Raw genomic sequence first — 22,300 nt, forward strand, 5'->3', positions numbered from 1 at the left:
CCTAGTCCGGGCTTATTGGGGTTCACGCTGGTGCCAGTCGGTCACCTGTTGGAACTGATGGGCGGCGTTCAGCAGGCGCGCCTCGGAGAAGTAGTCCCCGATAATCTGCAGCCCCACCGGCAAGCCGTCAACAAACCCGGCCGGCACCGACATAGCCGGAATGCCTGCCAGGTTGATGGCGATGGTGAACACGTCTTCCAGGTACATGGACACCGGATCGGTGTTCTTCTCACCCAGCTTGAACGCCGGTGTTGGCGACACCGGGCTCATCAGCACGTCCACTTCCTTGAACGCATTGATGAAATCCTGCTGGATCAAACGCCGAACCTTCTGGGCTTTCAGGTAATAAGCATCAAAGTAACCGGCGGACAGGGCATAGGAACCCACCAGAATCCGGCGCTTCACCTCGTTACCAAACCCTTCCGCCCGGGTGCGGGTGTACATATCCATCAGGTCTTTCGGATCTTCACACCGGTAGCCGTAACGCACACCGTCAAACCGGGACAGGTTGGCGGACGCCTCTGCCGGCGCAATCACGTAATAAGCCGCAATGGCCAGCTTCGCGTTCGGCAGCGACACTTCCTTCACCGTCGCGCCCAGCTTTTCATACTCGCGAATGGCATTGCGAACCTGCTCTTCCATAGCCGGAGCCAGCTGGTCGCTGAAGTATTCCTTCGGCAAGCCAATCTTCAGGCCCTTAAGCGGCTCGTTCAGGGTGGCCGTGTAATCCGGAACCTCCCGGTCGATACAGGTGGAATCCTTCGGATCGTGCCCCGCCATCACATTCATCATCAGCGCCGCGTCTTCTGCCGTGCGCGCCATCGGCCCGCCCTGATCCAGGGAAGATGCAAAGGCAATCATCCCGTACCGGGACACCCGGCCGTAAGTCGGCTTCAGGCCAGTAATGCCACACAGCGCCGCTGGCTGGCGAATAGAACCGCCGGTATCCGTCCCCGTCGCTGCCGGCACCAGCCTCGCGGCAACCGCAGCGGCAGAACCACCGGAAGAACCACCCGGCACCCGCTTGTCACCGCTGGACAGCCCCCAGGGATTGGTCACCGCGCCATAAAAACTGGACTCGTTGGACGAACCCATGGCGAACTCATCCATATTGGTCTTGCCCAGACACACCGCACCGGCCGCCTTGAAATTGGCCGTTACCGTGGCGTCGTAAGGAGGCACAAAATTATCCAGCATCTTCGAACCACAGCTGGTGCGAACGCCACTGGTGCAGAAAATATCCTTATGGGCAAACGGCACCCCGGTCCACACCGTGGCCTTACCGGCAGCCCGCATCTCATCAGCGGCCTTCGCCTCGGCCAGCGCCTGCTCGTCGGAGATGGTAATAAAGCTGTTGTACTTGCCGTCTTCCGTTTTCAGACGGTCCAGGAACTGCTGAGTCAGCTCCACACTCGAAATCCTGCCACTCTCCAGCTCTTTGGAAAGCTCTGCTACAGACTTGTTATGCATGATAAATCCCGAAATCTCTGATGGACGACCAAATCACTCAATAACCCTGGGCACCAGATACAACCCATCCTCGGTAGCCGGCGCAATCGCCTGAAACGCCTCCCGCTGATTGGTCTCGGTAACCACATCCGGCCGCAGCGTCTGCACCGCATCCAGCGGATGCGCCATGGGCTCCACCGAATCGGTATCTGCGGCACTCAACTGATCCACCAGATCCAGGATATTGCCGAGATCTTTCTCCAGAGCCGAAACCTGCTCGCCGTCCACCTTGATGCGGGCGAGCACGGCAACTTTTTCGATGTCCTCGCGGGAAATGCTCACGTTGCCTCCAATAGAAGAGTGTGAAAACAATTTAATGCAATGATCTCCGGAGGTTTAGCCTGGCTGTTTTGATGCTGCCTGTGCCGTCCGGGGATGCCTTGGGGCAGGGCCTTCCAAAAATTTGCGGAGCCATGGATGGCGGAGCAGAAGCGCCACATGGATGTGCCGTAAGGAGCGGTTTTTGGAAGGCCCTGCCCCAAGGCATCCTTGCACCTGTCTGAAACAAGCCGAACATATTACCAGAATCCCGCCAGAGATTGGCCCCGGAACACGCCCAAAAATGTGAGAATGGTAAGCTCCCGCCACAGATGGCGCCTTGCCTGAAAATGGCGCCACTGCTAAAGTTGCCGGATTCTTCTACATCCGCAACCGCAACTCTCAGGTTGAAACTACACTAATGCTGATCAAAAGACTCCGAGGCCTGTTCTCAAGCGACCTGTCCATCGACCTGGGCACCGCCAACACACTGATTTTTGTACGTGATCGCGGAATCGTACTGGACGAACCCTCCGTTGTCGCCATCCGCACCAGCGGATCCCAGAAAATGGTTGCCGCCGTAGGCGCCGAAGCAAAACGCATGCTTGGCCGTACCCCGGGCAACATTACCGCCATCCGCCCGATGAAAGACGGCGTGATTGCAGACTTCGTAGTCACCGAAAAAATGCTCCAGCACTTTATCCACAAAGTGCACGAAAACAGCTTCATCACCCCGAGCCCCCGTGTACTGGTGTGCGTGCCCAGCAAATCCACCCAGGTAGAACGCAAAGCCATCCGCGAATCTGCCCTGGGCGCCGGTGCCCGTGAAGTCTTCCTGATTGAAGAGCCCATGGCGGCGGCCATCGGTGCCGGCCTGCCGGTAGAAGAAGCCAGCGGCTCCATGATTGTCGACATCGGCGGCGGCACCACCGAAATCGCCATCATCTCCCTGAACGGCATCGTTTATGCGGATTCCGTACGTGTCGGCGGCGACAAATTCGACGAAGCCATCGTCACCTACGTGCGCCGCAACTACGGCAGCCTGATCGGTGATTCCACCGCCGAGCGCATCAAGCACGAAATCGGCTGCGCCTACGAAGGCCTGGAAGTGCGCGAAATCGACGTTCGCGGTCGCAACCTGGCCGAGGGTGTGCCCCGGGCCTTCACCCTGAACAGTGAAGAAATCCTGGATGCCCTGCAGGAATCCCTGGCCCAGATCGTCCAGACCGTGAAAAGCGCCCTGGAGCAGTCTCCGCCCGAACTGGCCTCTGATATCGCCGAGCGCGGCATCGTGCTGACCGGTGGTGGCGCCCTGCTGCGTGGCCTGGACAAGCTCATCAGTGAAGAGACCGGTCTGCCGGTGATCATCGCCGAAGACCCGCTCACCTGTGTCGCCCGTGGTGGAGGCAAGGCGCTGGAAGTCATTGATCGCGGTGGCATCGGAATGTTCTCCCAGGAGGGGTGACCCTGTGGGAGGGCTAAGCCATTAAGACCATCTTCGTCCAGGGGCCGGTTCCCGGCTTCAGACTTCTGCTTGTGATTCTGGTATCGGCAGCGTTAATCGCTGCCGATGGCCGTTTTGACAAGCTGGCACCGATGCGCAGCGTGATTGCTACCGGCCTTGGCCCCGTTTACTGGCTGGGCAACGCGCCCTACCGCTTCAGCGACTGGTTCTCCGGCCTGTTTGTCAGCCGCGACGACCTGCAGCAGGAAAACGAAGAACTCAAAACCCGCCTGCTCATTCTCGAGCGCCGGGCCCTCAAATACGCCGCCCTGGCGTCTGAAAACAACGAACTGCGCCGCCTGCTGAACTCCTCCGAAGTGCTGGATGACCGGGTGATTGTCGGCGAAGTGGTCGCGGTCTCCCCGGACCCGTTCTCCCATGAGGTTGTCATCAACAAAGGCAGCAACGACGGTGTAACCACGGGGCAGGCGGTGCTCGATGCCGAAGGCCTGCTGGGCCAGGTGATCCAGACCAGCCAGTTTACCTCCCGGGTATTGCTGGTGTCGGACAGCAGCCATGCCGTGCCCGTGGAAGTGGTTCGCAACGGGCTGCGCTCGATTCTGCTGGGTAACGGCGAGACCGACGAACTGGAACTGGTGCATGTCCCCGACACTGCCGATATCCGCGAAGGCGATATGCTGGTGAGTTCGGGCCTGGGCGGTCGTTTCCCCCGGGGCTATCCGGTGGCAGAGGTCAGCAGTATTACCAAGGAGCCGGGCGAGCCCTTTGTGGATATTGTCGCCGTGCCAAAGGCCCGGCTGAACCAGAGCCGCCTGGTTTTGGTGGTGTTCCAGCATAAGGATGAGCCAGCCGAAGCCCCGCTGGTACCGCTCGGAGAAGTGGAGGAGCAGAACTGATGTTGTCGGTGATCAGCTACCCCCTGTTTGCCCTGACGGTTGTGCTGGCGCTGGTGCTCAGTATTTCCTGGTTCCCGGTGGGCTGGTTCGAGTTCCGCCCCGAGTGGCTGGGGCTTATCGTCTTTTACTGGACTTTCCGGGCGCCCGCTCAATTCGGCATCGTGATGGCCTGGTGCCTGGGTCTGTTGCTGGATATCCTGGAATCCACACCGCTGGGCGTCAACGCCATGGCCATGGCCCTGATTGCCTTCCTGGTGCTGACGGTTCATCACCGCCTGCGCATGTATCCCTTGCCCCAGCAGTGTCTGATGGTGTTTCTGTTAGTGGGCATCAACCAGATGCTGGTGCATTTCGTTAAACAGCTGTTCGGCGCCGACACTCCCGGCTTCAGTTACCTGTGGCCGGCGCTGACCAGTGCCGTCGCCTGGCCCTTCGTGTCTGGACTGCTCGACAGCCTGAACCGCAAACTCGGATAACCCTATGACCGGCCTGATCCTGGCATCTGCTTCTCCCCGACGTGCCGAGCTGCTGAGCCAGATTGGCGTAAACCACCGGGCCTGCCCGGCGGATATCGACGAAACCCCGCTGGCCGGCGAATCCCCTCAACACTACGTAGAACGGTTGGCCCGGGAAAAGGCCCTGGCGGTTGCTGCTGACCATCCGGAAAACCTGGTGCTGGGCTCAGACACCACCGTGGTATTGGCCGGCGAGATCCTGGCCAAGCCGGAGTCGGATGACCATGCTTGCAGCATGCTGTCCCGTTTGTCCGGGCAAACCCACCAGGTCATGACCGCCGTGGCGCTCGCCAGGGGAAGCGATTGCCAGTCCCGGGTGAGCATCACCGAAGTAACGTTCCGTACCCTGGGCGAGCCGGAAATTCAGGCCTACGTGGCCAGTGGCGAGCCGATGGATAAGGCCGGCGGCTACGGCATTCAGGGCCGTGGCGGTATTTTTGTCAGGGAACTGAAAGGCAGTTACAGTGCCGTAGTGGGATTGCCACTACAGGAAACCGCCGAATTACTCGCTCAGGCCGGTTGTCCGGTCTGGCAGAACTGGCCGCGCAGTAAGGAGAACCAGGCATGAGCGAAGAAATTCTGATCAACGTAACCCCGGTCGAAACCCGGGTGGCACTGGTCGAAAACGGCATGTTGCAGGAAGCCTATATCGAGCGGACCAGCCGCAAAGGCATCGTTGGCAACATCTACAAGGGTAAGGTCGTGCGGGTTCTACCGGGCATGGAAGCAGCGTTCGTGGATATCGGCCTGGAACGGGCTGCGTTTATCCATGCCTCCGATGTGGCCTGCACCCAACAGCCCAGCGACGAAAGCGGAGACGGCCCGAAAACCGTGCCCGACATCCGCACCCTGCTGCGCGAAGGTCAGTCCCTGGTGGTTCAGGTCACCAAGGACCCGATTGGCACCAAGGGCGCTCGGCTGACCACCCAGTTATCGATCCCGTCCCGCTATCTGGTCTTTATGCCCGGGGTCAGCCACGTCGGTATTTCCCAGCGCATTGAAGATGAAACCGAACGCGCCCGCCTGAAAACCCTGATCGAAGAAGCCGCAGCCGAAGACAGCGACGTGCAGGGCGGTTACATCATCCGCACAGCGGCAGAAGCTGCCCAGGCGGAAGAGTTGATCGCCGACATGACCTATCTGCACCGGCTGAGTGTGTCTATCAAGGAACGGATCGGCAAGGTGCAGGCTCCGGCCGTTGTTTACCAGGACCTGCCCTTGTTTATCCGCACCATCCGGGACCTGATCCGGCCGCAAACCGAAAAGGTGCGCATCGACAGCCGCGAGAGCTACCAGCGGGTGATGGAGTTTGTGCAGGAGTTCGTTACCGAGTTTGCCGACAAGGTTGAGTACTACCCCGGTGAGCGACCGATCTTCGACCTGTATTCCGTGGAAGATGAAATCCAGAAGGCGCTCAGCCGCAAGGTGCAGCTGAAATCCGGTGGCTATGTGATCATCGACCAGACCGAGGCGATGACCACCATCGACATCAACACCGGGGCTTTTGTCGGCCACCGGAACCTTGAAGAAACCATCTTCAAGACCAACCTGGAAGCGGCCCGGGCCATCAGCCGGCAACTACGCCTGCGCAACCTCGGCGGCATCATCATTATCGATTTTATCGACATGGAAGACCCGGAGCACCAGCGCCAGGTGCACCGCATGCTGGAAAAAATGCTCGAGCGGGACCACGCCAAGACCAAGATCACCGGCGTATCGGAGCTGGGCCTGGTGGAGATGACCCGCAAGCGCACCACCGAAAGCCTGGGCCAGGTGCTGTGCGAGCCGTGTCCGATCTGCGATGGCCGGGGTTTCCTGAAAACGGCCGAAACGGTGTGCTATGAAATTTTTCGGGAGATCCTGCGGGTCAACCGGGCCTACGAGGCGGAAAACTACCTCGTGATGGCGTCCCAGAAAGTGGTAGACCGGCTGCTGGACGAAGAATCCGACAACGTGGCCGACCTTGAAACCTTTATCAGTAAGACCATTCGCTTCCAGGTAGAGCCTTTCTACAGCCAGGAGCAGTACGATGTGGTTCTGCTCTGACGCCTGACCGGCGGAACCAGCCGGGGAGTTCTCTGCCATATGTCGAGCCGCGATCAGAACACCGATCAGCCGGAGCTGCCAAAAAGCGGCCCGGTTGGCCGGCTATTGGAGCTGATTGCAGGCGCGGTCTGGTGGTCGATCCTGGTGGTTCTGGTATTGCTCGCCCTGTATGCCGGCATCGGCCGGCAGCTGACCGCTCAGGTCGACCGCTTTTCCGACCGTATTGCGGCTGAAATATCTGCCCAGACCGGGCTGGACGTAGATATTACCCGGCTGTCCTCCAGCTGGAACTGGCTCGACCCGTCCCTGACCGCCTCCGGCCTGACCCTCTCCAACCCCGATTCCGGCCGTACCATTGCCGAGCTGGAACACCTGCGCCTGCGGCTGGATTTCCTGGCGTCGGTATCACGGCTTCGGCTGGTGTTCGAGGATTTCGAGGCCGATGGCCTGGCGCTTACCCTGATTCGGGCTCCCGGAGACCAGCTCTCGGACCCGGTCGAGCAGATGGCCGAACTGGAACCGCTCAATGAAGGGGCGGCCCGGGAGTGGCTGAAGCTGGCGGGGCAGTGGTTATCGGAGCCGGAGGTACGGATTACCCGGGTCAGCCTGGCCATCGGCCAGAACGAGGACGACCTGCGCCATCTCTATATTCCCCGGCTTGATTTGCTGTATACCCGTGGGCTGTTCCAGGCCTCCGGCCGTGCCATGCAAAGCGGCACGGCCACCCAGCTGGCCAGTTTCGCGCTGGTAGGCCAGCGCTTTTTCCGGGGCGACTTTACCGGCCAGCTGTATGTGGATGTGGATTCGGGCCGCCTGTTTGATGGCCTGATCGATGACCTGAGCTGGCGCGGCATCCGGGTGGAAGGCTTCGATCTGGGCGGCCGGGCCTGGCTGACCTTTGAAAACGGCAACTTGCAGCAGATACAGGGCACCCTGGAAACTCCGTACCTTCAGCTGGGTGTCGGTATGGCGTCACTGGCTCCGCTGGAAGACATCAGCACCCGCTTTGGCTGGCGCCGGGGCGGTGACCTGATGCTGCAGCAATTGCAGTGGCAATGGGATGGCGACCAGGTGGAACCGTTCAGTGTGCGCCTGCTGAACCAGCCTGGTGCCTCCGCGCTGGTGGCGGATGCGCTGCCCCTGGGGCCGCTACGTCGCCTGGTTCGCTCACTTTCGGTATTGCCACAAGTAGCCGATGATGCCCTCGACCACTATCGCCCCACCGGTTACCTGGACGACATGTTGCTGGAGTTACCGGAGCAGGCCCGGGATTTCCGGTTGTCCGGGGAAATCCGGGATCTTGGGGTAAAACCCTGGCGGGGCGCACCGGGTGCATCCGGGCTTAATGGCCGCTTACAGCTGACGGCGGATCAGGGCTTTGTTGAACTGGATAATAACGAACCCGCGACCCTTGGTTTTCCAGGTTTGTATACCGGGAGCTGGACCCTGAACACCATGACCGGCCGCGTAGCCTGGGAAAAAGCGGGCAATATTACCCGGGTATGGGCGGACGACCTGCAGTTTTCCTATCAGGACAACACCCGCCTGACTGGCGCCTTTGAACTGCGCCTGGACCGGGCCGGCGATGACTATCTGGGCCTTCGGGTCGGCGTCCAGAATGGCCAGGCCGGAATGCTGGCGGAGTTTGTGCCCGCAAAAGTGGTGAATGAAGGGCTCTATGAATGGCTCACGACTCGCATTACCGAAGCCGACATTACCGGTGGCGAATACTATGGCCATGGCCGGATCGATTCCGGTGCGCCAAAAGGCTCTTTCGTATCCTCCATGTGGTACGAATTCGACAATGCCCGGGTCCGCTATGACGACCGCTGGCCGGAAGTGGAAGCCGCCGCGGGCCGGGTGGAAGTGCAGAATGCCGACACCCGGGTAACCCTCAGCCGTGCCCGGACCGGAGGCCTGGACGTCCGTGACGGATTGGTACAGGTTGTGCCGGCAACCGTCGAACAGCCGACCCGGGTGCTGGTGGATGTCACCTCGGATGTGCCGGGCGATGTAGTGCCCTGGTGGATGGCCAACAGCCCGCTGGGTGAGCTGGCCGGGGCGGCCGTCAGCAGTGCTGAATTTGCCGGCCAGTACCGTCTTGGCCTGAACATTGAGATTCCGCTGCAGGACGGTGCCAACACCGAGGTACAGGCCCGGGTTCGCACCGAGAACGGAGGCTTCCGCCTGCCCGGGCCAGGCCTGGCCTGGACGGATATCCGCACCGACCTGACCTACCACACCGAACAGGGTTTCTCCGGCGGCCCGGTGAATGCCCTCTTTATGGATCAGCCGGTTACCCTGTCGTTCGAGCAAACCGGCCGTGCCGAAGCCCTGACCATCCGGCAGGCCGGCCAGTTGTCCCTGCCGTCCTTCCTGCAACAGCTGGGACAGGCTGAAGGAACCGGATTTGGCCTGGATGGCACACTGGATTACCAGGCCCGGATGCGGGTGGATACCAATGGCCCGTCCGCCATCGAGATGACCTCTGACCTGGCCGGCCTGAACGTGGACTGGCCCGAGCCTTTCGCAAAAACCGCCGGGCAAACCGCGCAACTGGAAGCCCGTGTTGATCCCTTTGTTGAGGAAGGTGTGCGCATTACCGGAGACTGGCAAGACCGGATGGCGTTGGACCTGCTCTGGAAAGAATCGGCACTGGATTTGCGGTTTGATTATCTGAGCCTGGGCAGCCACCGGCTCACCGATATCACCATCAGCGCCCTGAACCTGGGCGACCGTTGGGTAGTCAACACCGAGTCGGAGCGGGCCGCCGGCCGGGTGGTGATTCCCGATGACGACGGCGTGGTTCAGGTAGACCTGCACACCCTGCACCTGAGCCGGGAGGACGCTTCAACCGAACAGGACCAAGTGCCTGAGTTGCTGACGCTGGAGCAACAGCTGGAAGCCTTCCGCCAGCTGGATATTGGCAGCTGGCCGGATGTGGACGGCCGCATCAGTAACCTCAAGCTTGGGGATGAATCAGCGGGCAGCTGGAGCTTCCGGTTGCGCCCGGCCCCGCACCAGCTGAATGTGGAGGCCATTGAAGGCCGCCTGGGTGCCCTGGAGCTGTCAGGTGATATGGTCTGGCGGGTCGTGGATGACCGGGAAACCACCCGCTTTCAGGGCCAGCTGACCGGCGGTGCCCTGAAAGACCTGGAAGCCCTGACCGGCAGCTCCATCCCCATGACCAACCAGGCCACGGCGGTGGAGCTGGATATTGACTGGCCTGGTGGCCCCAATGATATCGGCCTGAGTGCGCTCAGCGGGGAAGTCAGCGTGCGGCTGGACGATGGCGTGATCCTGGAGCAGAACAACTCGGCCCAATTGTTCCGGGTCTTCAACCTGCTGAACACCGACACCCTGTGGCGCCGTCTGCGCCTGGACTTTTCCGACCTGTACGAGCGGGGCGTGGCCTTTGATGCCATTTCCGGCAAGGCCCGCATCAGTGACGGGCTGGTTACCATGGACCCGGAGCTGCAACTGGTGGGCCCGTCCGGTGCCTTCAAGATCAACGGCACCACCAACATGGCCGATGAAAGCCTGGATATGCGACTGGTGGTGGTGTTACCGGTTACCCAGAACCTGCCCCTGGCTGCCATACTGATGGGAGCCAGTGCGCCGATTGGTGGCGCCCTGTTTGTGCTGGACAAGATCCTTGGCGACCCCTTGAGCAAACTGACCAGCGCCACCTACAGTGTCACCGGTAGCTGGAGCGAACCCGAAGTTGATCTGCGCAGTGTGTTTGATACTGCTGAACAGTAAGGAGGGAAGGATGACACAGGTAGCCGCCATACAGATGGTCAGCAGCCACGATGTTGCAGCCAACCTGGACGAAGCCGGGCGCTTGCTGGCCGAAGCCGCAGGGCAGGGCGCGAAGGTGGCCGTGCTTCCCGAGAACTTTGCCGTACTGGCCACGGGGAAGATGCGTGGCTGCGGTGAGCAGGAGGCCGGGCCGGAACCGGTCATCCGCCGTTTCCTGGCTGACCAGGCCCGGCAAAACAAACTCTGGATTGTCGGCGGCTCCCTGCCGCTGGCGAACCGGCCTGACGGCAGCGATATTCCGGACCGGGTGCGGGCCAGTTGCCTGGTGTATGACGACCAGGGCCACGAAGTCGCCCGCTATGACAAAATCCACCTGTTCGATGCCATGGTGGACGATGCCCACGGCCAGTACCGGGAGTCAGACAGCTTCGAGCCCGGGCAGCAGGTGGTTACCGTGGATACGCCGGCGGGCAGGCTGGGGCTGGCAATCTGCTACGACCTGCGCTTCCCGGAGCTGTTCCGGGCGCTACGGGAGCAAGGGGCAGACTGGGTATGCCTGCCCAGCGCCTTCACCTGGCAAACTGGTGATGCCCACTGGCATGCCCTGATTCGCGCCCGGGCCATCGAGAACCAGGTATGGGTGGTTGCAGCGGGGCAGGGTGGCCAGAACAGCGAACGCCGCAAAACCTACGGCCATAGCTTGATTTGTGATCCCTGGGGCGAGGTGGTCTGCGAACTAGAGCAGGGCCCCGGAGTGGTGCTGGCAGACCTGGACCTGGAGCGGCTGGAACAGCTGAGAACCCGCATGCCGGTGTGGCAGCACCGGCGTTTGTAAAGTGGTGGGGCGCTGCGCCCCGCCGTGATTACTGCTGCTCGGCGTCGTCGATCCATTCCCGCAGGGCGCGGAACAGTTTTCGGGACTGGCCGGTATTCTTCTCTTTCTCCACATCCTTGCGGGCGTTGCGCACCAGGTTGCGCAGGTGCTGCACCTCGGCGGTCGGGCAGTAGTCAATAAACTCGCCCACGACCTTGTCGCCCTCGGCAATCATCCGGTCGCGCCAGCGCTCGGCCAGGTGGTGCCGGCGCGTGTGTTCCTCGCTGCCGGCGTGGAAGGCGTCAATGGCCCGGCTCACCGCTTCAGGGTCATCTTCCTGGCGGATCACCTTGCCGATGTATTGCAGGTGCCGGCGCCGGGCTTCGCGCTGGTTAATCCGGCGTGATTCCACAATGGCGGCTTTCAGGGTTTCGCTGATGGTCAGCGAGGCCAGTTGTTCATCGCTCAGGTCCAGCATGCGTTTGCCCAGTTCCTGCAGGGCGTGCATTTCCCGTTTGAGCTGGGATTTACTGGGGCCGAAATCTTCCTCGAACTGGTCTTCGTGTTGGTCTGTCATGGCAATTAGGCTTGTTTGTCAGGCGTAGAAAAGGGTGGCCAATCCCAGGAAGGCCATGAAACCGACAACATCGGTTACCGTTGTCAGGATAACGCTGCCGGCCAGCGCCGGGTCAATGTTCCGGGATTTCAGGAACAGGGGCAACACAGTGCCCACCAGGGCCGCTGCTACCAGGTTGATCACCAGGGCAGCGGCAATCACCGCACCAATCAGCCAGTCGTTGAACCAGAGCACCGCGGCTGTCGCCACCACCAGGGCCCATAACAGGCCGTTGAGTACGCCGGAGAGAAACTCCCGGTTCAGCAGCCAGCCTACGTTGGCGCCGCTGATCTGGCCCACGGCCATGCCGCGGATAACCAGGGTCAGGGTCTGGCTGCCGGCAATGCCGCCCATGCTGGCCACGATAGGCATCAGTACCGCCAGGGCCACCACCTTGGAGATGGTTTCTTCAAACAGGCCGATGACTGCCGAGGCGGTAAAGGCGGTAATCAGGTTTACGCCCAGCCAGACCGCCCGCCGCTTGGTGGTTTTCATCACCGGGGCAAAGGTGTCTTCGTCTTCATCCAGGCCGGCCATGCTCATCAGGGAATGGTCGGCGTCGTCCCGGATAACGTCGACCACGTCATCGATGGTGATCCGGCCCAGCAGCCGATTGGTTTCATCCACCACCGGCGCAGAGATCAGGTCGTAGCGCTCGAACAGGGTGGCAACCTTGGTGTCGGACAGGGTGACGTGAATCGGCTCTATGTCGGTATCCATAACCTCCCGCACGGTTGCGCCGGGATTGGATACCAGCATGCGGGTAATGGGCAGAATACCGATAAATTCGTCGCGCCGGCTGACCACAATCAGGCTGTCGGTCATCGGCGGCAGGGTACGGTGCCGGCGCAGGTACCGCAGAACAACGTCAATGGTGATGTCCGGGCGCACCGTCACCGTATCGGTGTTCATCAGGCCACCGGCGGTGTCTTCCGGGTAGGAGAGTACTTCCTCTACCCGCTGCCGGTCCTGCTCGTCCATGGTATCCAGGACTTCCTGGATCACCGTATCCGGCAACTGCTGCAGCAAGTCGGCCAGGTCGTCCGATTCGAAGTCTTCCAGCAGGTTGGCCAGTTCCTGGGCGTTGAACTCGCTCAGGAAGTCGGCCCGGATGTCGTCCGACATGTACTGGAGGACTTCACCTTCCAGTTGCTTGTCGACCAGCTTCCACAGCAAAACCCGCTGCCGTGGCGGGGAAGATTCCAGCAGGTGGGCAATATCACTGGGGCTCAGGCCGCCATTCAGGATGCGCGCTACCTGTTTGAGGGCACCACTGTCGAGGGCCTCACTGAGGGAGCGAAGCCGCTGTCGGGCCTGACTTTTTTCCAGAATGTCGGTCATGAAACCACCTGCGATCAGAAAACCTTTGTATTATAGCGGAGTTAGGTTACACAGGTGAGGAAGACTTGTAGGTGAATTACGAAGTTTTATTCACCCTCGCCGAAATAGTCGTCGATCAGTGCAACCAGGGCGTCAATGGCTTCCTGTTCGTCCGGGCCATCGGCGGCCAGCTCCACTTCGGTGCCTTGGCTGGCGGCCAGCATCATCACCTGCATGATGTTGCGGGCATCCACTTCCCGGCCCTTGGCCTTCAGGGTGATCTTGCTGTCAAACCGGGAGGCGGTGGTCACCAGCTTGTTGGTCGCCCGGGCGTGCAGCCCGAGCTTGTTGATGATGGTGATGGGGCGGCAGATCATGGCGGCTCAGATCTCCCCCCGGGCTTGCAGGTGGGGCAGCTCGGTGTGGCGCACCTGCACGTTGCGGTACTGCGTGCGAAAGTAATCTCCCAGCTGCTCGCACACATACACCGACCGGTGCTGGCCACCGGTACAGCCGATGGAAATGGTCATATAGCTGCGATTGCTGTCGGCGAAGGACGGTAGCCAGGTGTTCAGGAAGCCGGTGAGGTCGTCCACCATTTGCCCGGTCAGGGGTTCCCGCTCCAGGAAATCGATTACCGGCTGGTCGGTACCGGTGTGCTGGCGCAGGCTGGTGTCCCAGTACGGATTGGGCAGGCAGCGCACGTCAAACACATAATCGGAATCCACCGGCACGCCGTGCTTGAAACCGAATGACTGGAACAGCAGGGCGATTTCCTGTTCCTTGCGGCCGGCCACCCGCTGTTTCACCATGTCGCGTAATTCGTACATGGACAGGCCGGTGGTGTTGATATACAGGTCGGCCAGCTTCGACAGCGGTTCCAGCAGCTGTTTCTCGTTGCTGATGGCTTCGCGCAGGGAGGTCTTGTCGTCGCTCAGGGGGTGCTTGCGCCGGGTGGCGTGGAACCGCTGCAGCAGGGATTGCTCGTCGGCATCCAGGAAGATGATTTCGATCTCGATCCCGGTATCACCCAGCCGCTGGTAGATGTCCTCGAAATTGGCCAGTTCACCGGACAGGTTGCGGGCATCGATACTGACCGCCATTTTCTTCAGGCGGCCGGGGGCCTCGTGGGCCACGGCTTCCCGGGTGAGGGGAAACAGCAGGCCGATGGGCAGGTTGTCTATGCAATAGAATCCCAGGTCTTCCAGTACGTGCAGTGCCGTACTTTTGCCCGACCCGGACCGGCCACTGACGATGATCAGCTTCATGGTTAGGCTTCTCCCGTACTTTGACAGCCCTCGGTTACTGGCTGTCGGTGGTCATGCCCTTATACAGGGAGTCGGCATCCTGGCATTTGCGCAGGCGCTCACAGAATGCGCTGTCGTTGAAACGTTCGGCAAGCTGGCTCAACAGCTCCAGGTGCTCGCTGGTGGCTTCTTTGGGCACAACCAGGGCGAACACCAGGTCTACCGGCTGGTTGTCGATGGCATCGAAGTCCACCGGCTCGGCCAGGGTCATCAACACTCCGATTACCCGATCCAGGCCTTCCAGGCGGCAGTGGGGTATGGCGATACCCTGCCCGATACCTGTGCTGCCAAGACGCTCCCGGGACACCAGGTTGTTGAAGATGTCGTTATCGTTGAGAGTCTCGTCCTGATAGTGAATCCGCTCGGCAATAAACTCCAACACCCGTTTCTTGCTGGACGCCGGTACCTGGCACAGCGTCAGTGCCGGGGCCAGGATGTTGTCGATGGTCAGGGATGTATCGCTCATGGATTAACTGTGAACCCGTAAAAAAAAGGCTGCGGCCGGTAGCCCTGCCGCAGCTCGTTCGATTGAATTACCCGGTAGCCTGCGCCTGAAGGCGCTTAGCCGTTACCGTGCATCCGGTCTACGTTCTTTTCCTTGTGCTTGAGGATCTGGCGGTCAAGCTTGTCCACCAGGGCATCGATTGCCGCGTACATATCCTCGTTTTCAGCCTTTGCGTGAATCTCGCCACCAATTACGTGGAGGGTAGCTTCAGCCATCTGGCGAACTTTCTCAACTTCCAGCGTCACCTGACAGTTACTGATGTGGTCAAAGTGGCGCTCAAGCTTCTCGAACTTGGTGTTGACGTAATCCTTCAGTGCAGGGGTCAGTTCTACGTGATGGCCTGAAATGTTGAGTTGCATTGGCGTCTCCTGTTGTCATCATGCCGGCGTTCCGCCGGACTGAGTACCAGGGCTTCGTGCCCCGGTGAATATTGGTAAACGATTGCCGGTAAAGGCTTAAACCAGTCGCTTGCGTTCGTTCGAAGGAGGTATGTGCATGGCCTCCCGATACTTGGCCACGGTGCGCCGGGCCACGTTGATACCCTGTTCCCCTAGCATGGCCGCAATTTTGCTGTCGCTCAACGGCTTTTTCGGGGTTTCCTCTGCAATCAGTTTCCTGATCATGGCACGAATTGCCGTAGAGGAACACTCCCCGCCTTCGGCGGTGCCCACGTGGCTGGAGAAGAAATACTTCAGCTCGAAGATGCCCCGGGGTGTGTGCATGTACTTCTGGGTGGTTACCCGGGAGATGGTGGACTCATGCATCTCCACGGCCTGGGCGATGTCCGACAGGATCAGGGGCTTCATGGCCTCCTCACCCTGGTCCAGGAAGCCCTGCTGGTGCTCGACAATGCGGGTGGCCACTTTCAGCAGGGTTTCGTTGCGGCTCTGCAGACTCTTGATAAACCACTTGGCTTCCTGCAGCTGGTCGCGCAGGTAAGTGTTGTCGGCGCTGCTGTCGGCCCGGCGAATCAGCGAGGCGTAACTGGCGTTCACCCGGATGCGCGGAGCAATTTCCGGGTTCAGTTCCACCCGCCACCGGCCTTCATGCTTGCGCACGATCACATCGGGGATTACGTAGTCGGTATCACCGTGATCAATCACATCCCCCGGTTTCGGGTTCAGGCTGGTAATCAGGGCCAGGACTTCCCGCAACTGGTCTTCCTTCAGCCGGCTGCGGCGCAGCAGCTGCGCGTAGTCACGGTTGCCCAGCAGGTGCAGGAACTGGGTGACAACCTGGCGCGCCTGGCGCAGCCAGGGGGTGTCCGGTGGCAGCTGGTTCAGCTGGATCAGCAGGCATTCCTGAAGGTCCCGGGCAAACACACCCGGGGGGTCGAAATGCTGCAGCCGGTGCAGCACGGCTTCTACCTCATCCAGGTCCAGTGGGTCTTCATCGCTGTCTTCACGCAGGCCGGCGTGGATTTCGTCCAGCGGCGAGGTGAGATAGCCCCGGTCGTCCACGGCGTCCATCAGGGCGTGCGCGATGGCCTGGTCCCGTTCGCTCAGGGGGGTGAGGTTCAGCTGCCATTCCAGGTGATCCCGCAGGGTTTCCGTAGGGGAGTTGCGGGTTTCGAAGTCCGAGTCGTTCTCGTCGTCGTCTTTCGGAGTGCTGGCCGGGGCGGTTTGGTAGATGTCTTCCCAGGCGGTATCGACCGGCAGGTCGTCAGGAATGGTGTCGGTAATGTCGTTTTCCGAGTTCCAGTCCGGCCCGTTTTCGGATTCGTCCCAGTCGTTGCTGCTTTCCGGGGCGTTGTCATCCTGGGCGCTGGCGGTTTCGTTGTGCTGGTCGTCAGAACTTTGCTGTTCGGTGGTGTCGTCCGGGCCGTGGTCGTCGTCCTCGGCGGTTTCCAGCATGGGGTTGGAGTCCAGCGCCTGCTGGATTTCCTGCTGGAGATCGAGGGTAGAAAGCTGCAACAGGCGGATGGCCTGCTGCAACTGGGGCGTCATGGTCAGGCTCTGGCCCAGTTTTAGCTGTAACGAGGCTTTCATAACCATGGCTTTAGATCCATAACAGACTGGTATCCCGGTAAAAAATCGAATTTCCTTGCAAGATCTTTGCCGAGTTTACTTGTTACCGTTCTGCAACACAATCAGACCTCGGTGAAAGGGCGGGGCGCTCCGCTTAAAGGCGGAATTCGTCCCCCAGATACACCTCTTTTACCTGCTGGTTGGCGAGGATGGCCTCGGAGTTGCCGGAGGCAATGATGTGGCCGCCGGACACAATGTAGGCGTTCTCACAGATGTCCAGGGTTTCCCGCACGTTATGGTCGGTAATCAGTACGCCAATGCCCTTATCCCGCAGGTGCCGGATAATGTGTTTGATGTCGCTGACGGAAATGGGGTCTACCCCGGCGAAGGGCTCGTCCAACAGGATGAAGGCAGGCTCCATGGCCAGGGCCCGGGCAATTTCCACCCGGCGACGTTCGCCACCGGACAGGGCCATGCCGAGGCTGTCCCGGATATGGGTGATGTGGAATTCTTCCAGCAGCTCTTCCAGCTTGGCTTCCCGGTCGGCCCGGTTCAGGCCCTTGCGGGTTTCCAGGATGGCCATGATGTTGTCCCGCACGGTGAGTTTGCGGAATACCGAGGCTTCCTGGGGCAGGTAACCGATGCCCTTACGGGCGCGGCCGTGCATGGGCAGCGGAGTGATGTCCTGGCTGTCGATGGTGATGCGGCCCCGGTCTGCCGGCACCAGGCCTACGATCATGTAAAAGCAGGTGGTTTTGCCTGCGCCATTAGGGCCCAGCAGGCCGACGATTTCTCCGGAGCGGATCTCCAGGGAAACATCCAGGACCACTTTTTTCTGCTTGTAGCTTTTGGCCAGATTACTGGCCCTGAGTACTGCCATCAGAACCTTCCCCGTTACTGGACTGGCCGGTGTTACGCGGCTGGATGACCATTTCGACCCGGCCGGAACCGCCGGTTTCTGTATTGCCGCCCTCGGCGGTGACCACCCGGCTGACCGTATTGTAATGAATAACATCACCCTTGAAGGTGTTGCCCGCCTGTTCGATGACGGCCTGGCGCTCGAAGGTCAGCTGGTTGTCTTTCGCGGCCCAGGTAATGTTCAGGGCGCTGGCATTGGTCATGCCTTCGCCTTCCCGGGAGGGCTGGCGGTAATGGGCGGGTGATCCACTGGCTTCAATGCGGCTCAGGCCCTGGTCGTCCCGGTACAGCACCGCCCGCTGGGCTTCCAGCCGGGTGCTGCCCTGCACCAGTTCCACGTCGCCGGTGTAGGTGGCCACGCCGGCGCTGTCATCCAGCCGGGCGGAGTCGGCACTCACCTGGATGGGGGTGTTCGAGTCCATATCAAAGGCCATCGCCGGGGCGGCCAGCATCAGCGCGGCAGCCAGCAGCGCCGGCGGATAAAAACGGAGCTTACCTAACGGTTTCATATTGCCCTTCCACCCGGGAGTTGAGTTCCAGTATGCGTTGATCAATCCAGGCCTTCATGCCGGTGGCCTGGGTGGTACCGAACGGCTCGGTAATGGTTACCGGCAGGTCGGTGAATACGGTGCCTTCGTTGTTGTCCAGGGTCAGCGCTTCCGTGGCCAGCGTGGCCCGGGAGTCGCCGCTGGTGCGCAGTACGGTCACGTTACCTTCCAGGTGCATCAGCCCCTGAGACTGCAGCAGGCTACCTGCATCGGCTTCAATTATCCACGGTTCGGCCTCACCCTCGCCGAACAGGCGGGCGCTCGGGTCTGTCATCCTGGCGCTGCTGTCGTGATCGAACTGCTCGATGCGGGGGCTGGTCATGTGGATTTCCAGGGTGCCCTGTTCATTCCAGGCCCGGTAGTCGGCGCCCACCACGAAGCCGTCCGGCTCGGCGGGGCCCCGAAGCTGTGCCGCTTCGGGATCGGGTACCGGTGGCTCGCCGCTTTGCCACATCAGGTAAATCGTGGCGGCAACCGTAGCCGCCAGGGCCAGGGTGCGCAGCCAGGGTTTGCCGGCCTGTGAGGAAAAGAACCGCCGGATCATGCCCGGTCGTCCTGTGATTCGGCCAGGTAGGGGGCCAGGGTGTTTTCCAGCTGGCCCTGGGCCCAGAGAATCAGTTCGCAGGCTTCGCGCACGGCGCCCTGACCGCCCGCTGCCTGCGTGCAGTAGTCGGCATGCTGACGGACCAGCCAGTGGCCGTTGGGCACGCTGATGCCAAGGCCCGCGTACTGCAGGGCAGGGAGGTCCGGCAGGTCATCGCCCATGTAGCCGATTTGCCCGGCGGTAATGTCCATGTCAGCCGCCAGTTCCTGCAAGGCCACCCGCTTGTCTTCCCGGCCCTGCATCAGATGGCTGATGCCCAGGTCGTTCATGCGCTTTTCGGTGAGCGGCGAGCGCCTGCCGGTAATCACCGCCACGGTAATGCCGGCGTGCATCAGCTGTTTCAGGCCCAGGCCATCCAGGATGTTGAAGGTTTTCAGCTCGTCGCCGCCGGCGCTGAAGTACAGGCGGCCATCACTCATAATGCCGTCTACGTCAAAGGCCACCAGGCGGATGGCGGCGGCCTTGGCTTTCAGTGCGTCGTTCCACTGGTTTTGCAGGGGGTGAACCATGCCGGTCATTCAGATAACCCCCGCGCGCAGCAGGTCGTGCATGTTGATGGCGCCGGTCAGCTGGCCGTTTTCATCGGTGACCGGCAGGGCGTTGATCTTCAGTTCTTCCATCATGTTCAGGGCTTCGGCGGCCAGGTGGTCGGCGCGGATGGTTTTGCCGTGGCGGGTCATGACATCCCGGATGACAGTGGTGTGCACATCCACGGATTTATCCAGGGTACGGCGCAGGTCACCATCGGTGAAGATGCCGGTCAGTTCGCCCTTTGTATTCACTACCGTGGTCATACCCAGACCCTTGCGGGTGATTTCCAGCAGCGCGGTGCTGAGGCTGACATCTTCGGTGACTTTCGGAATCGCATCGCCGGAATGCATGATGTCGGAGACCCGCAGCAGCAAGCGCCGGCCCAGGCTGCCGCCGGGGTGGGAGAACGCGAAGTCTTCCGCGCTGAAGCCGCGGGCTTCCAGCAGGGCCACGGCCAGGGCATCGCCCATCACCAGGGTGGCGGTGGTACTGGAGGTGGGGGCCAGGCCCAGGGGGCAGGCTTCAATAGCCACGCTGACATCCAGGTTGGCAATGGCCTCCTTGGCCAGGACCGAGTTGGGGTTGCCAGTCATGCTGATCAGCGGAGCACCCATGCGCTTGATCAGGGGCAGGATGGTAACCACTTCGCTGGTGCTGCCACTGTTGGAGATGGCAATGACCACATCCTGCGGGGTAATCATGCCCATGTCGCCGTGGCTGGCTTCGCCGGGGTGGACAAAGAATGAAGGCGTGCCGGTGCTGGCCAGGGTGGCGGCAATCTTGTTGCCGATGTGGCCGGATTTGCCCATGCCGGTCACCACCACGCGGCCCTTGCAGGCCATGATGACCTCGCAAGCCCGGGTGAAGTCGCCATTAATGCGGCCCTCAAGGGCTTCGATAGCTTCCCGTTCGATGCGAATGGCCCGCAGGGCAGAGGTGCGGTAGTCCTGGCCACTTGAAGAATTGGAGTCTGTCATCTCGGCTGGTTTTCCCTCTGTCCGCTTGCTCGGTTTGGCTGCCCCGGCTACCATCCGGGGCCGTGAGCGATTGGCTGGCAAGTATATCATTTATGAACCTCTTGTCTTAATGTAGGCGCTCCCCGAGAAGGATGGATTATGGAGTCATCTGCTTACATAACACTTAAGGATGTGGTGTTTTCCCGAGGTGGTCGCCGCATTTTCGACGGCGTAACGCTGGATATACCCAAGGGCAAGATCACCGCCATTATGGGCCCCAGCGGCACCGGCAAGACCACGCTTTTGCGCCTGATCGGCGGCCAGCTAAGGCCGGATTCCGGGCAGGTTTCCGTGGACGGCCATAATGTGCCGGCCCTCAAGCGCAAAGACCTTTACCGGTTGCGGGAAAAGATGGGCATGCTGTTCCAGAGTGGCGCCCTGTTCACCGACCTGAGCGTTTATGAAAACGTGGCCTTCCCGCTGAGGGTGCACACCAGGTTGCCGGAAGACATGATTCGCGACATCGTGCTGATGAAGCTTGAGGCCGTGGGCCTGCGTGGTGCCCGTAAACTCATGCCTTCCGAACTGTCCGGCGGCATGACCCGCCGGGTTGCACTGGCCCGTAGCATTGCCCTGGATCCGGAACTGATCATGTACGACGAGCCGTTTGCCGGGCAGGACCCTATTGCCATGGGCGTGCTGGTGAAGCTGATCCGGGATCTGAACAGTTCCATGGGGCTGACCAGCGTGCTGGTCTCCCACGATGTGCCGGAATCTCTCAGTATTTGCCACTACGCCTGTATCCTGGCGGACGGTAAGGTGATCGGAGAAGGTACTCCGGAGGAGTTGCGCGAGCATCCGTCTGACCGAGTCCAGCAATTTCTGAATGGCCAGCCCGATGGCCCGGTGCCGTTCCATTATCCGGCCAGCGATGCCGCTGAGGACTTCGGCGTAACCGGAGGCGCACTATGATCGACCGTATTGCCGCCCTGGGCCGTGGCGGGCTGGATGTGATTTCTTCCTTTGGCCGGTCCGGGCGTTTCCTGGTGGGCGTTCTGGCAGGCATTCCCCGGCCGGCGACCGGGTTTCCGCTGTTGCTGCGCCAGCTGTATTTTGTCGGTGTACTGTCGCTGGCCATTGTGGTGGTGTCCGGGCTGTTTATCGGCATGGTGCTGGGCCTGCAGGGCTACACTATTCTCAGCGATTACGGCTCCGAAGCTGCGATCGGCCAGATGATCGCCCTGACGCTGGTGCGTGAGCTGGGGCCGGTGGTAACGGCTCTGCTGTTTGCCGGCCGGGCAGGTTCAGCGTTGACTGCAGAGATCGGCCTGATGAAAGCCACCGAGCAGCTCTCCAGTATGGAGATGATGGGGGTGGACCCCTTGCGCCGGGTGATTGCGCCCAGGCTCTGGGCCGGATTTATCGCCATGCCGGTGCTGGCTATCATCTTCTCTGTAGTGGGTATCTGGGGCGGCATGCTGGTGGGCGTGGACTGGCTGGGCGTGTTTGAAGGCGCGTTCTGGGGCAATATGCAGTCGTCAGTGGATTTTGTGGATGACGTACTGAATGGCGTTATCAAGAGCGTGGTGTTCGGTTTTGTCTGTGCCTGGATTGCGGTGTATCAGGGCTACGATTGCGTGCCCACCTCCGCCGGCATCAGTTCTGCCACCACCAAAACCGTTGTTTATTCATCGCTGGCGGTGCTCGGGCTGGACTTCGTCCTGACGGCCGTCATGTTCGGCGATTTCTGATCAAATTTTCAG

The 22,300-nt window shown here is 60.8% G+C and carries 23 protein-coding genes; 9 read left to right on the top strand and 14 right to left on the bottom strand.

Features of this window, described 5'->3' with window-relative positions:
* Window positions 1–12: 12 nt before the first annotated feature.
* Window positions 13–1,470 carry an Asp-tRNA(Asn)/Glu-tRNA(Gln) amidotransferase subunit GatA gene (gene gatA, locus H3Z84_RS08575; protein ID WP_199457162.1) on the bottom strand — a complete coding sequence of 486 codons (1,458 nt, stop codon included), beginning with the start codon at window positions 1,468–1,470 and terminating at the stop codon, window positions 13–15.
* A gap of 33 nt (window positions 1,471–1,503) precedes the next feature.
* Window positions 1,504–1,791, bottom strand: a complete 288-nt coding sequence (gene gatC, locus H3Z84_RS08580; RefSeq protein ID WP_199457163.1) for an Asp-tRNA(Asn)/Glu-tRNA(Gln) amidotransferase subunit GatC — start codon at window positions 1,789–1,791, stop codon at window positions 1,504–1,506.
* Window positions 1,792–2,191: 400 nt separating this feature from the next.
* On the opposite strand from gatC, the gene H3Z84_RS08585 reads away from it, so the two are divergent.
* Genes H3Z84_RS08585 through H3Z84_RS08615 form a run of 7 tightly spaced genes read left to right on the top strand, consistent with a single transcriptional unit; the run spans window position 2,192 to window position 11,286 of the window.
* Window positions 2,192–3,232: a rod shape-determining protein gene (locus H3Z84_RS08585; protein ID WP_036219800.1), complete on the top strand. Its 1,041-nt coding sequence runs from the start codon at window positions 2,192–2,194 to the stop codon at window positions 3,230–3,232.
* A 29-nt stretch (window positions 3,233–3,261) separates the two neighbouring features.
* The gene (gene mreC, locus H3Z84_RS08590; RefSeq protein WP_199457198.1) at window positions 3,262–4,128 is read left to right on the top strand and encodes a rod shape-determining protein MreC; all 867 of its coding nucleotides are present in this window, start codon (window positions 3,262–3,264) and stop codon (window positions 4,126–4,128) included.
* Window positions 4,128–4,604, top strand: a complete 477-nt coding sequence (mreD, locus tag H3Z84_RS08595) for a rod shape-determining protein MreD (protein ID WP_022989687.1) — start codon at window positions 4,128–4,130, stop codon at window positions 4,602–4,604. Before mreC ends, mreD begins: the two co-directional genes overlap by 1 nt.
* Window positions 4,605–4,608: 4 nt before the next feature.
* Entirely contained in the window at window positions 4,609–5,211 is a 603-nt protein-coding gene (locus H3Z84_RS08600; protein WP_199457164.1) for a Maf family protein, read from the top strand.
* The gene (rng, locus tag H3Z84_RS08605) at window positions 5,208–6,689 is read left to right on the top strand and encodes a ribonuclease G (RefSeq protein WP_199457165.1); all 1,482 of its coding nucleotides are present in this window, start codon (window positions 5,208–5,210) and stop codon (window positions 6,687–6,689) included. The genes H3Z84_RS08600 and rng overlap by 4 nt, the downstream gene beginning before the upstream one ends.
* A 39-nt stretch (window positions 6,690–6,728) precedes the next feature.
* Window positions 6,729–10,451: a YhdP family protein gene (locus H3Z84_RS08610; protein ID WP_199457166.1), complete on the top strand. Its 3,723-nt coding sequence runs from the start codon at window positions 6,729–6,731 to the stop codon at window positions 10,449–10,451.
* Between the two features lie 10 nt (window positions 10,452–10,461).
* Window positions 10,462–11,286: a carbon-nitrogen hydrolase family protein gene (locus tag H3Z84_RS08615; RefSeq protein WP_058341307.1), complete on the top strand. Its 825-nt coding sequence runs from the start codon at window positions 10,462–10,464 to the stop codon at window positions 11,284–11,286.
* A gap of 28 nt (window positions 11,287–11,314) precedes the next feature.
* Here H3Z84_RS08615 and yjgA read toward each other — a convergent pair whose 3' ends face one another.
* The 12 genes from yjgA to H3Z84_RS08675 form a co-directional block, all read right to left on the bottom strand.
* On the bottom strand, window positions 11,315–11,842 hold the full coding sequence (yjgA, locus tag H3Z84_RS08620) for a ribosome biogenesis factor YjgA (protein WP_199457167.1): 528 nt from the start codon (window positions 11,840–11,842) through the stop codon (window positions 11,315–11,317).
* An 18-nt stretch (window positions 11,843–11,860) separates the two neighbouring features.
* Window positions 11,861–13,222 (bottom strand): magnesium transporter, encoded by a 1,362-nt coding sequence (mgtE, locus tag H3Z84_RS08625; protein ID WP_058341306.1) that lies wholly within the window; start codon window positions 13,220–13,222, stop codon window positions 11,861–11,863.
* A gap of 86 nt (window positions 13,223–13,308) precedes the next feature.
* On the bottom strand, window positions 13,309–13,578 hold the full coding sequence (locus H3Z84_RS08630; protein WP_022989680.1) for an HPr family phosphocarrier protein: 270 nt from the start codon (window positions 13,576–13,578) through the stop codon (window positions 13,309–13,311).
* Window positions 13,579–13,584: 6 nt separating this feature from the next.
* Entirely contained in the window at window positions 13,585–14,469 is an 885-nt protein-coding gene (gene rapZ / locus H3Z84_RS08635) for an RNase adapter RapZ (RefSeq protein ID WP_022989679.1), read from the bottom strand.
* Window positions 14,470–14,503: 34 nt separating this feature from the next.
* A complete protein-coding gene (ptsN, locus tag H3Z84_RS08640) occupies window positions 14,504–14,974 on the bottom strand; it encodes a PTS IIA-like nitrogen regulatory protein PtsN (protein ID WP_058341304.1) in 471 nt (156 codons plus the stop codon).
* Between the two features lie 95 nt (window positions 14,975–15,069).
* Window positions 15,070–15,372 carry a ribosome hibernation promoting factor gene (hpf, locus tag H3Z84_RS08645; RefSeq protein WP_094623924.1) on the bottom strand — a complete coding sequence of 101 codons (303 nt, stop codon included), beginning with the start codon at window positions 15,370–15,372 and terminating at the stop codon, window positions 15,070–15,072.
* A 96-nt stretch (window positions 15,373–15,468) separates the two neighbouring features.
* Window positions 15,469–17,001 (bottom strand): RNA polymerase factor sigma-54, encoded by a 1,533-nt coding sequence (locus tag H3Z84_RS08650; protein WP_199457199.1) that lies wholly within the window; start codon window positions 16,999–17,001, stop codon window positions 15,469–15,471.
* Between the two features lie 133 nt (window positions 17,002–17,134).
* Window positions 17,135–17,860, bottom strand: a complete 726-nt coding sequence (gene lptB / locus H3Z84_RS08655; protein WP_022989675.1) for an LPS export ABC transporter ATP-binding protein — start codon at window positions 17,858–17,860, stop codon at window positions 17,135–17,137.
* Window positions 17,838–18,407 (bottom strand): lipopolysaccharide transport periplasmic protein LptA, encoded by a 570-nt coding sequence (gene lptA, locus H3Z84_RS08660; protein ID WP_199457168.1) that lies wholly within the window; start codon window positions 18,405–18,407, stop codon window positions 17,838–17,840. The genes lptB and lptA overlap by 23 nt, the downstream gene beginning before the upstream one ends.
* Entirely contained in the window at window positions 18,391–18,990 is a 600-nt protein-coding gene (gene lptC, locus H3Z84_RS08665) for an LPS export ABC transporter periplasmic protein LptC (protein WP_199457169.1), read from the bottom strand. The genes lptA and lptC overlap by 17 nt, the downstream gene beginning before the upstream one ends.
* Window positions 18,987–19,568, bottom strand: a complete 582-nt coding sequence (locus H3Z84_RS08670; RefSeq protein WP_199457170.1) for a KdsC family phosphatase — start codon at window positions 19,566–19,568, stop codon at window positions 18,987–18,989. The genes lptC and H3Z84_RS08670 overlap by 4 nt, the downstream gene beginning before the upstream one ends.
* Window positions 19,569–20,558 carry a KpsF/GutQ family sugar-phosphate isomerase gene (locus H3Z84_RS08675; RefSeq protein ID WP_199457171.1) on the bottom strand — a complete coding sequence of 330 codons (990 nt, stop codon included), beginning with the start codon at window positions 20,556–20,558 and terminating at the stop codon, window positions 19,569–19,571.
* Between the two features lie 138 nt (window positions 20,559–20,696).
* On the opposite strand from H3Z84_RS08675, the gene H3Z84_RS08680 reads away from it, so the two are divergent.
* On the top strand, window positions 20,697–21,509 hold the full coding sequence (locus tag H3Z84_RS08680) for an ATP-binding cassette domain-containing protein (RefSeq protein ID WP_199457172.1): 813 nt from the start codon (window positions 20,697–20,699) through the stop codon (window positions 21,507–21,509).
* Window positions 21,506–22,288, top strand: coding sequence for a lipid asymmetry maintenance ABC transporter permease subunit MlaE (gene mlaE / locus H3Z84_RS08685; RefSeq protein WP_022989669.1), 783 nt, complete (start codon window positions 21,506–21,508; stop codon window positions 22,286–22,288). Before H3Z84_RS08680 ends, mlaE begins: the two co-directional genes overlap by 4 nt.
* Window positions 22,289–22,300 lie beyond the last annotated feature (12 nt).

The organism is Marinobacter sp. bablab_jr003 (genome assembly GCF_016464245.1).
GTDB lineage: Bacteria > Pseudomonadota > Gammaproteobacteria > Pseudomonadales > Oleiphilaceae > Marinobacter > Marinobacter vinifirmus.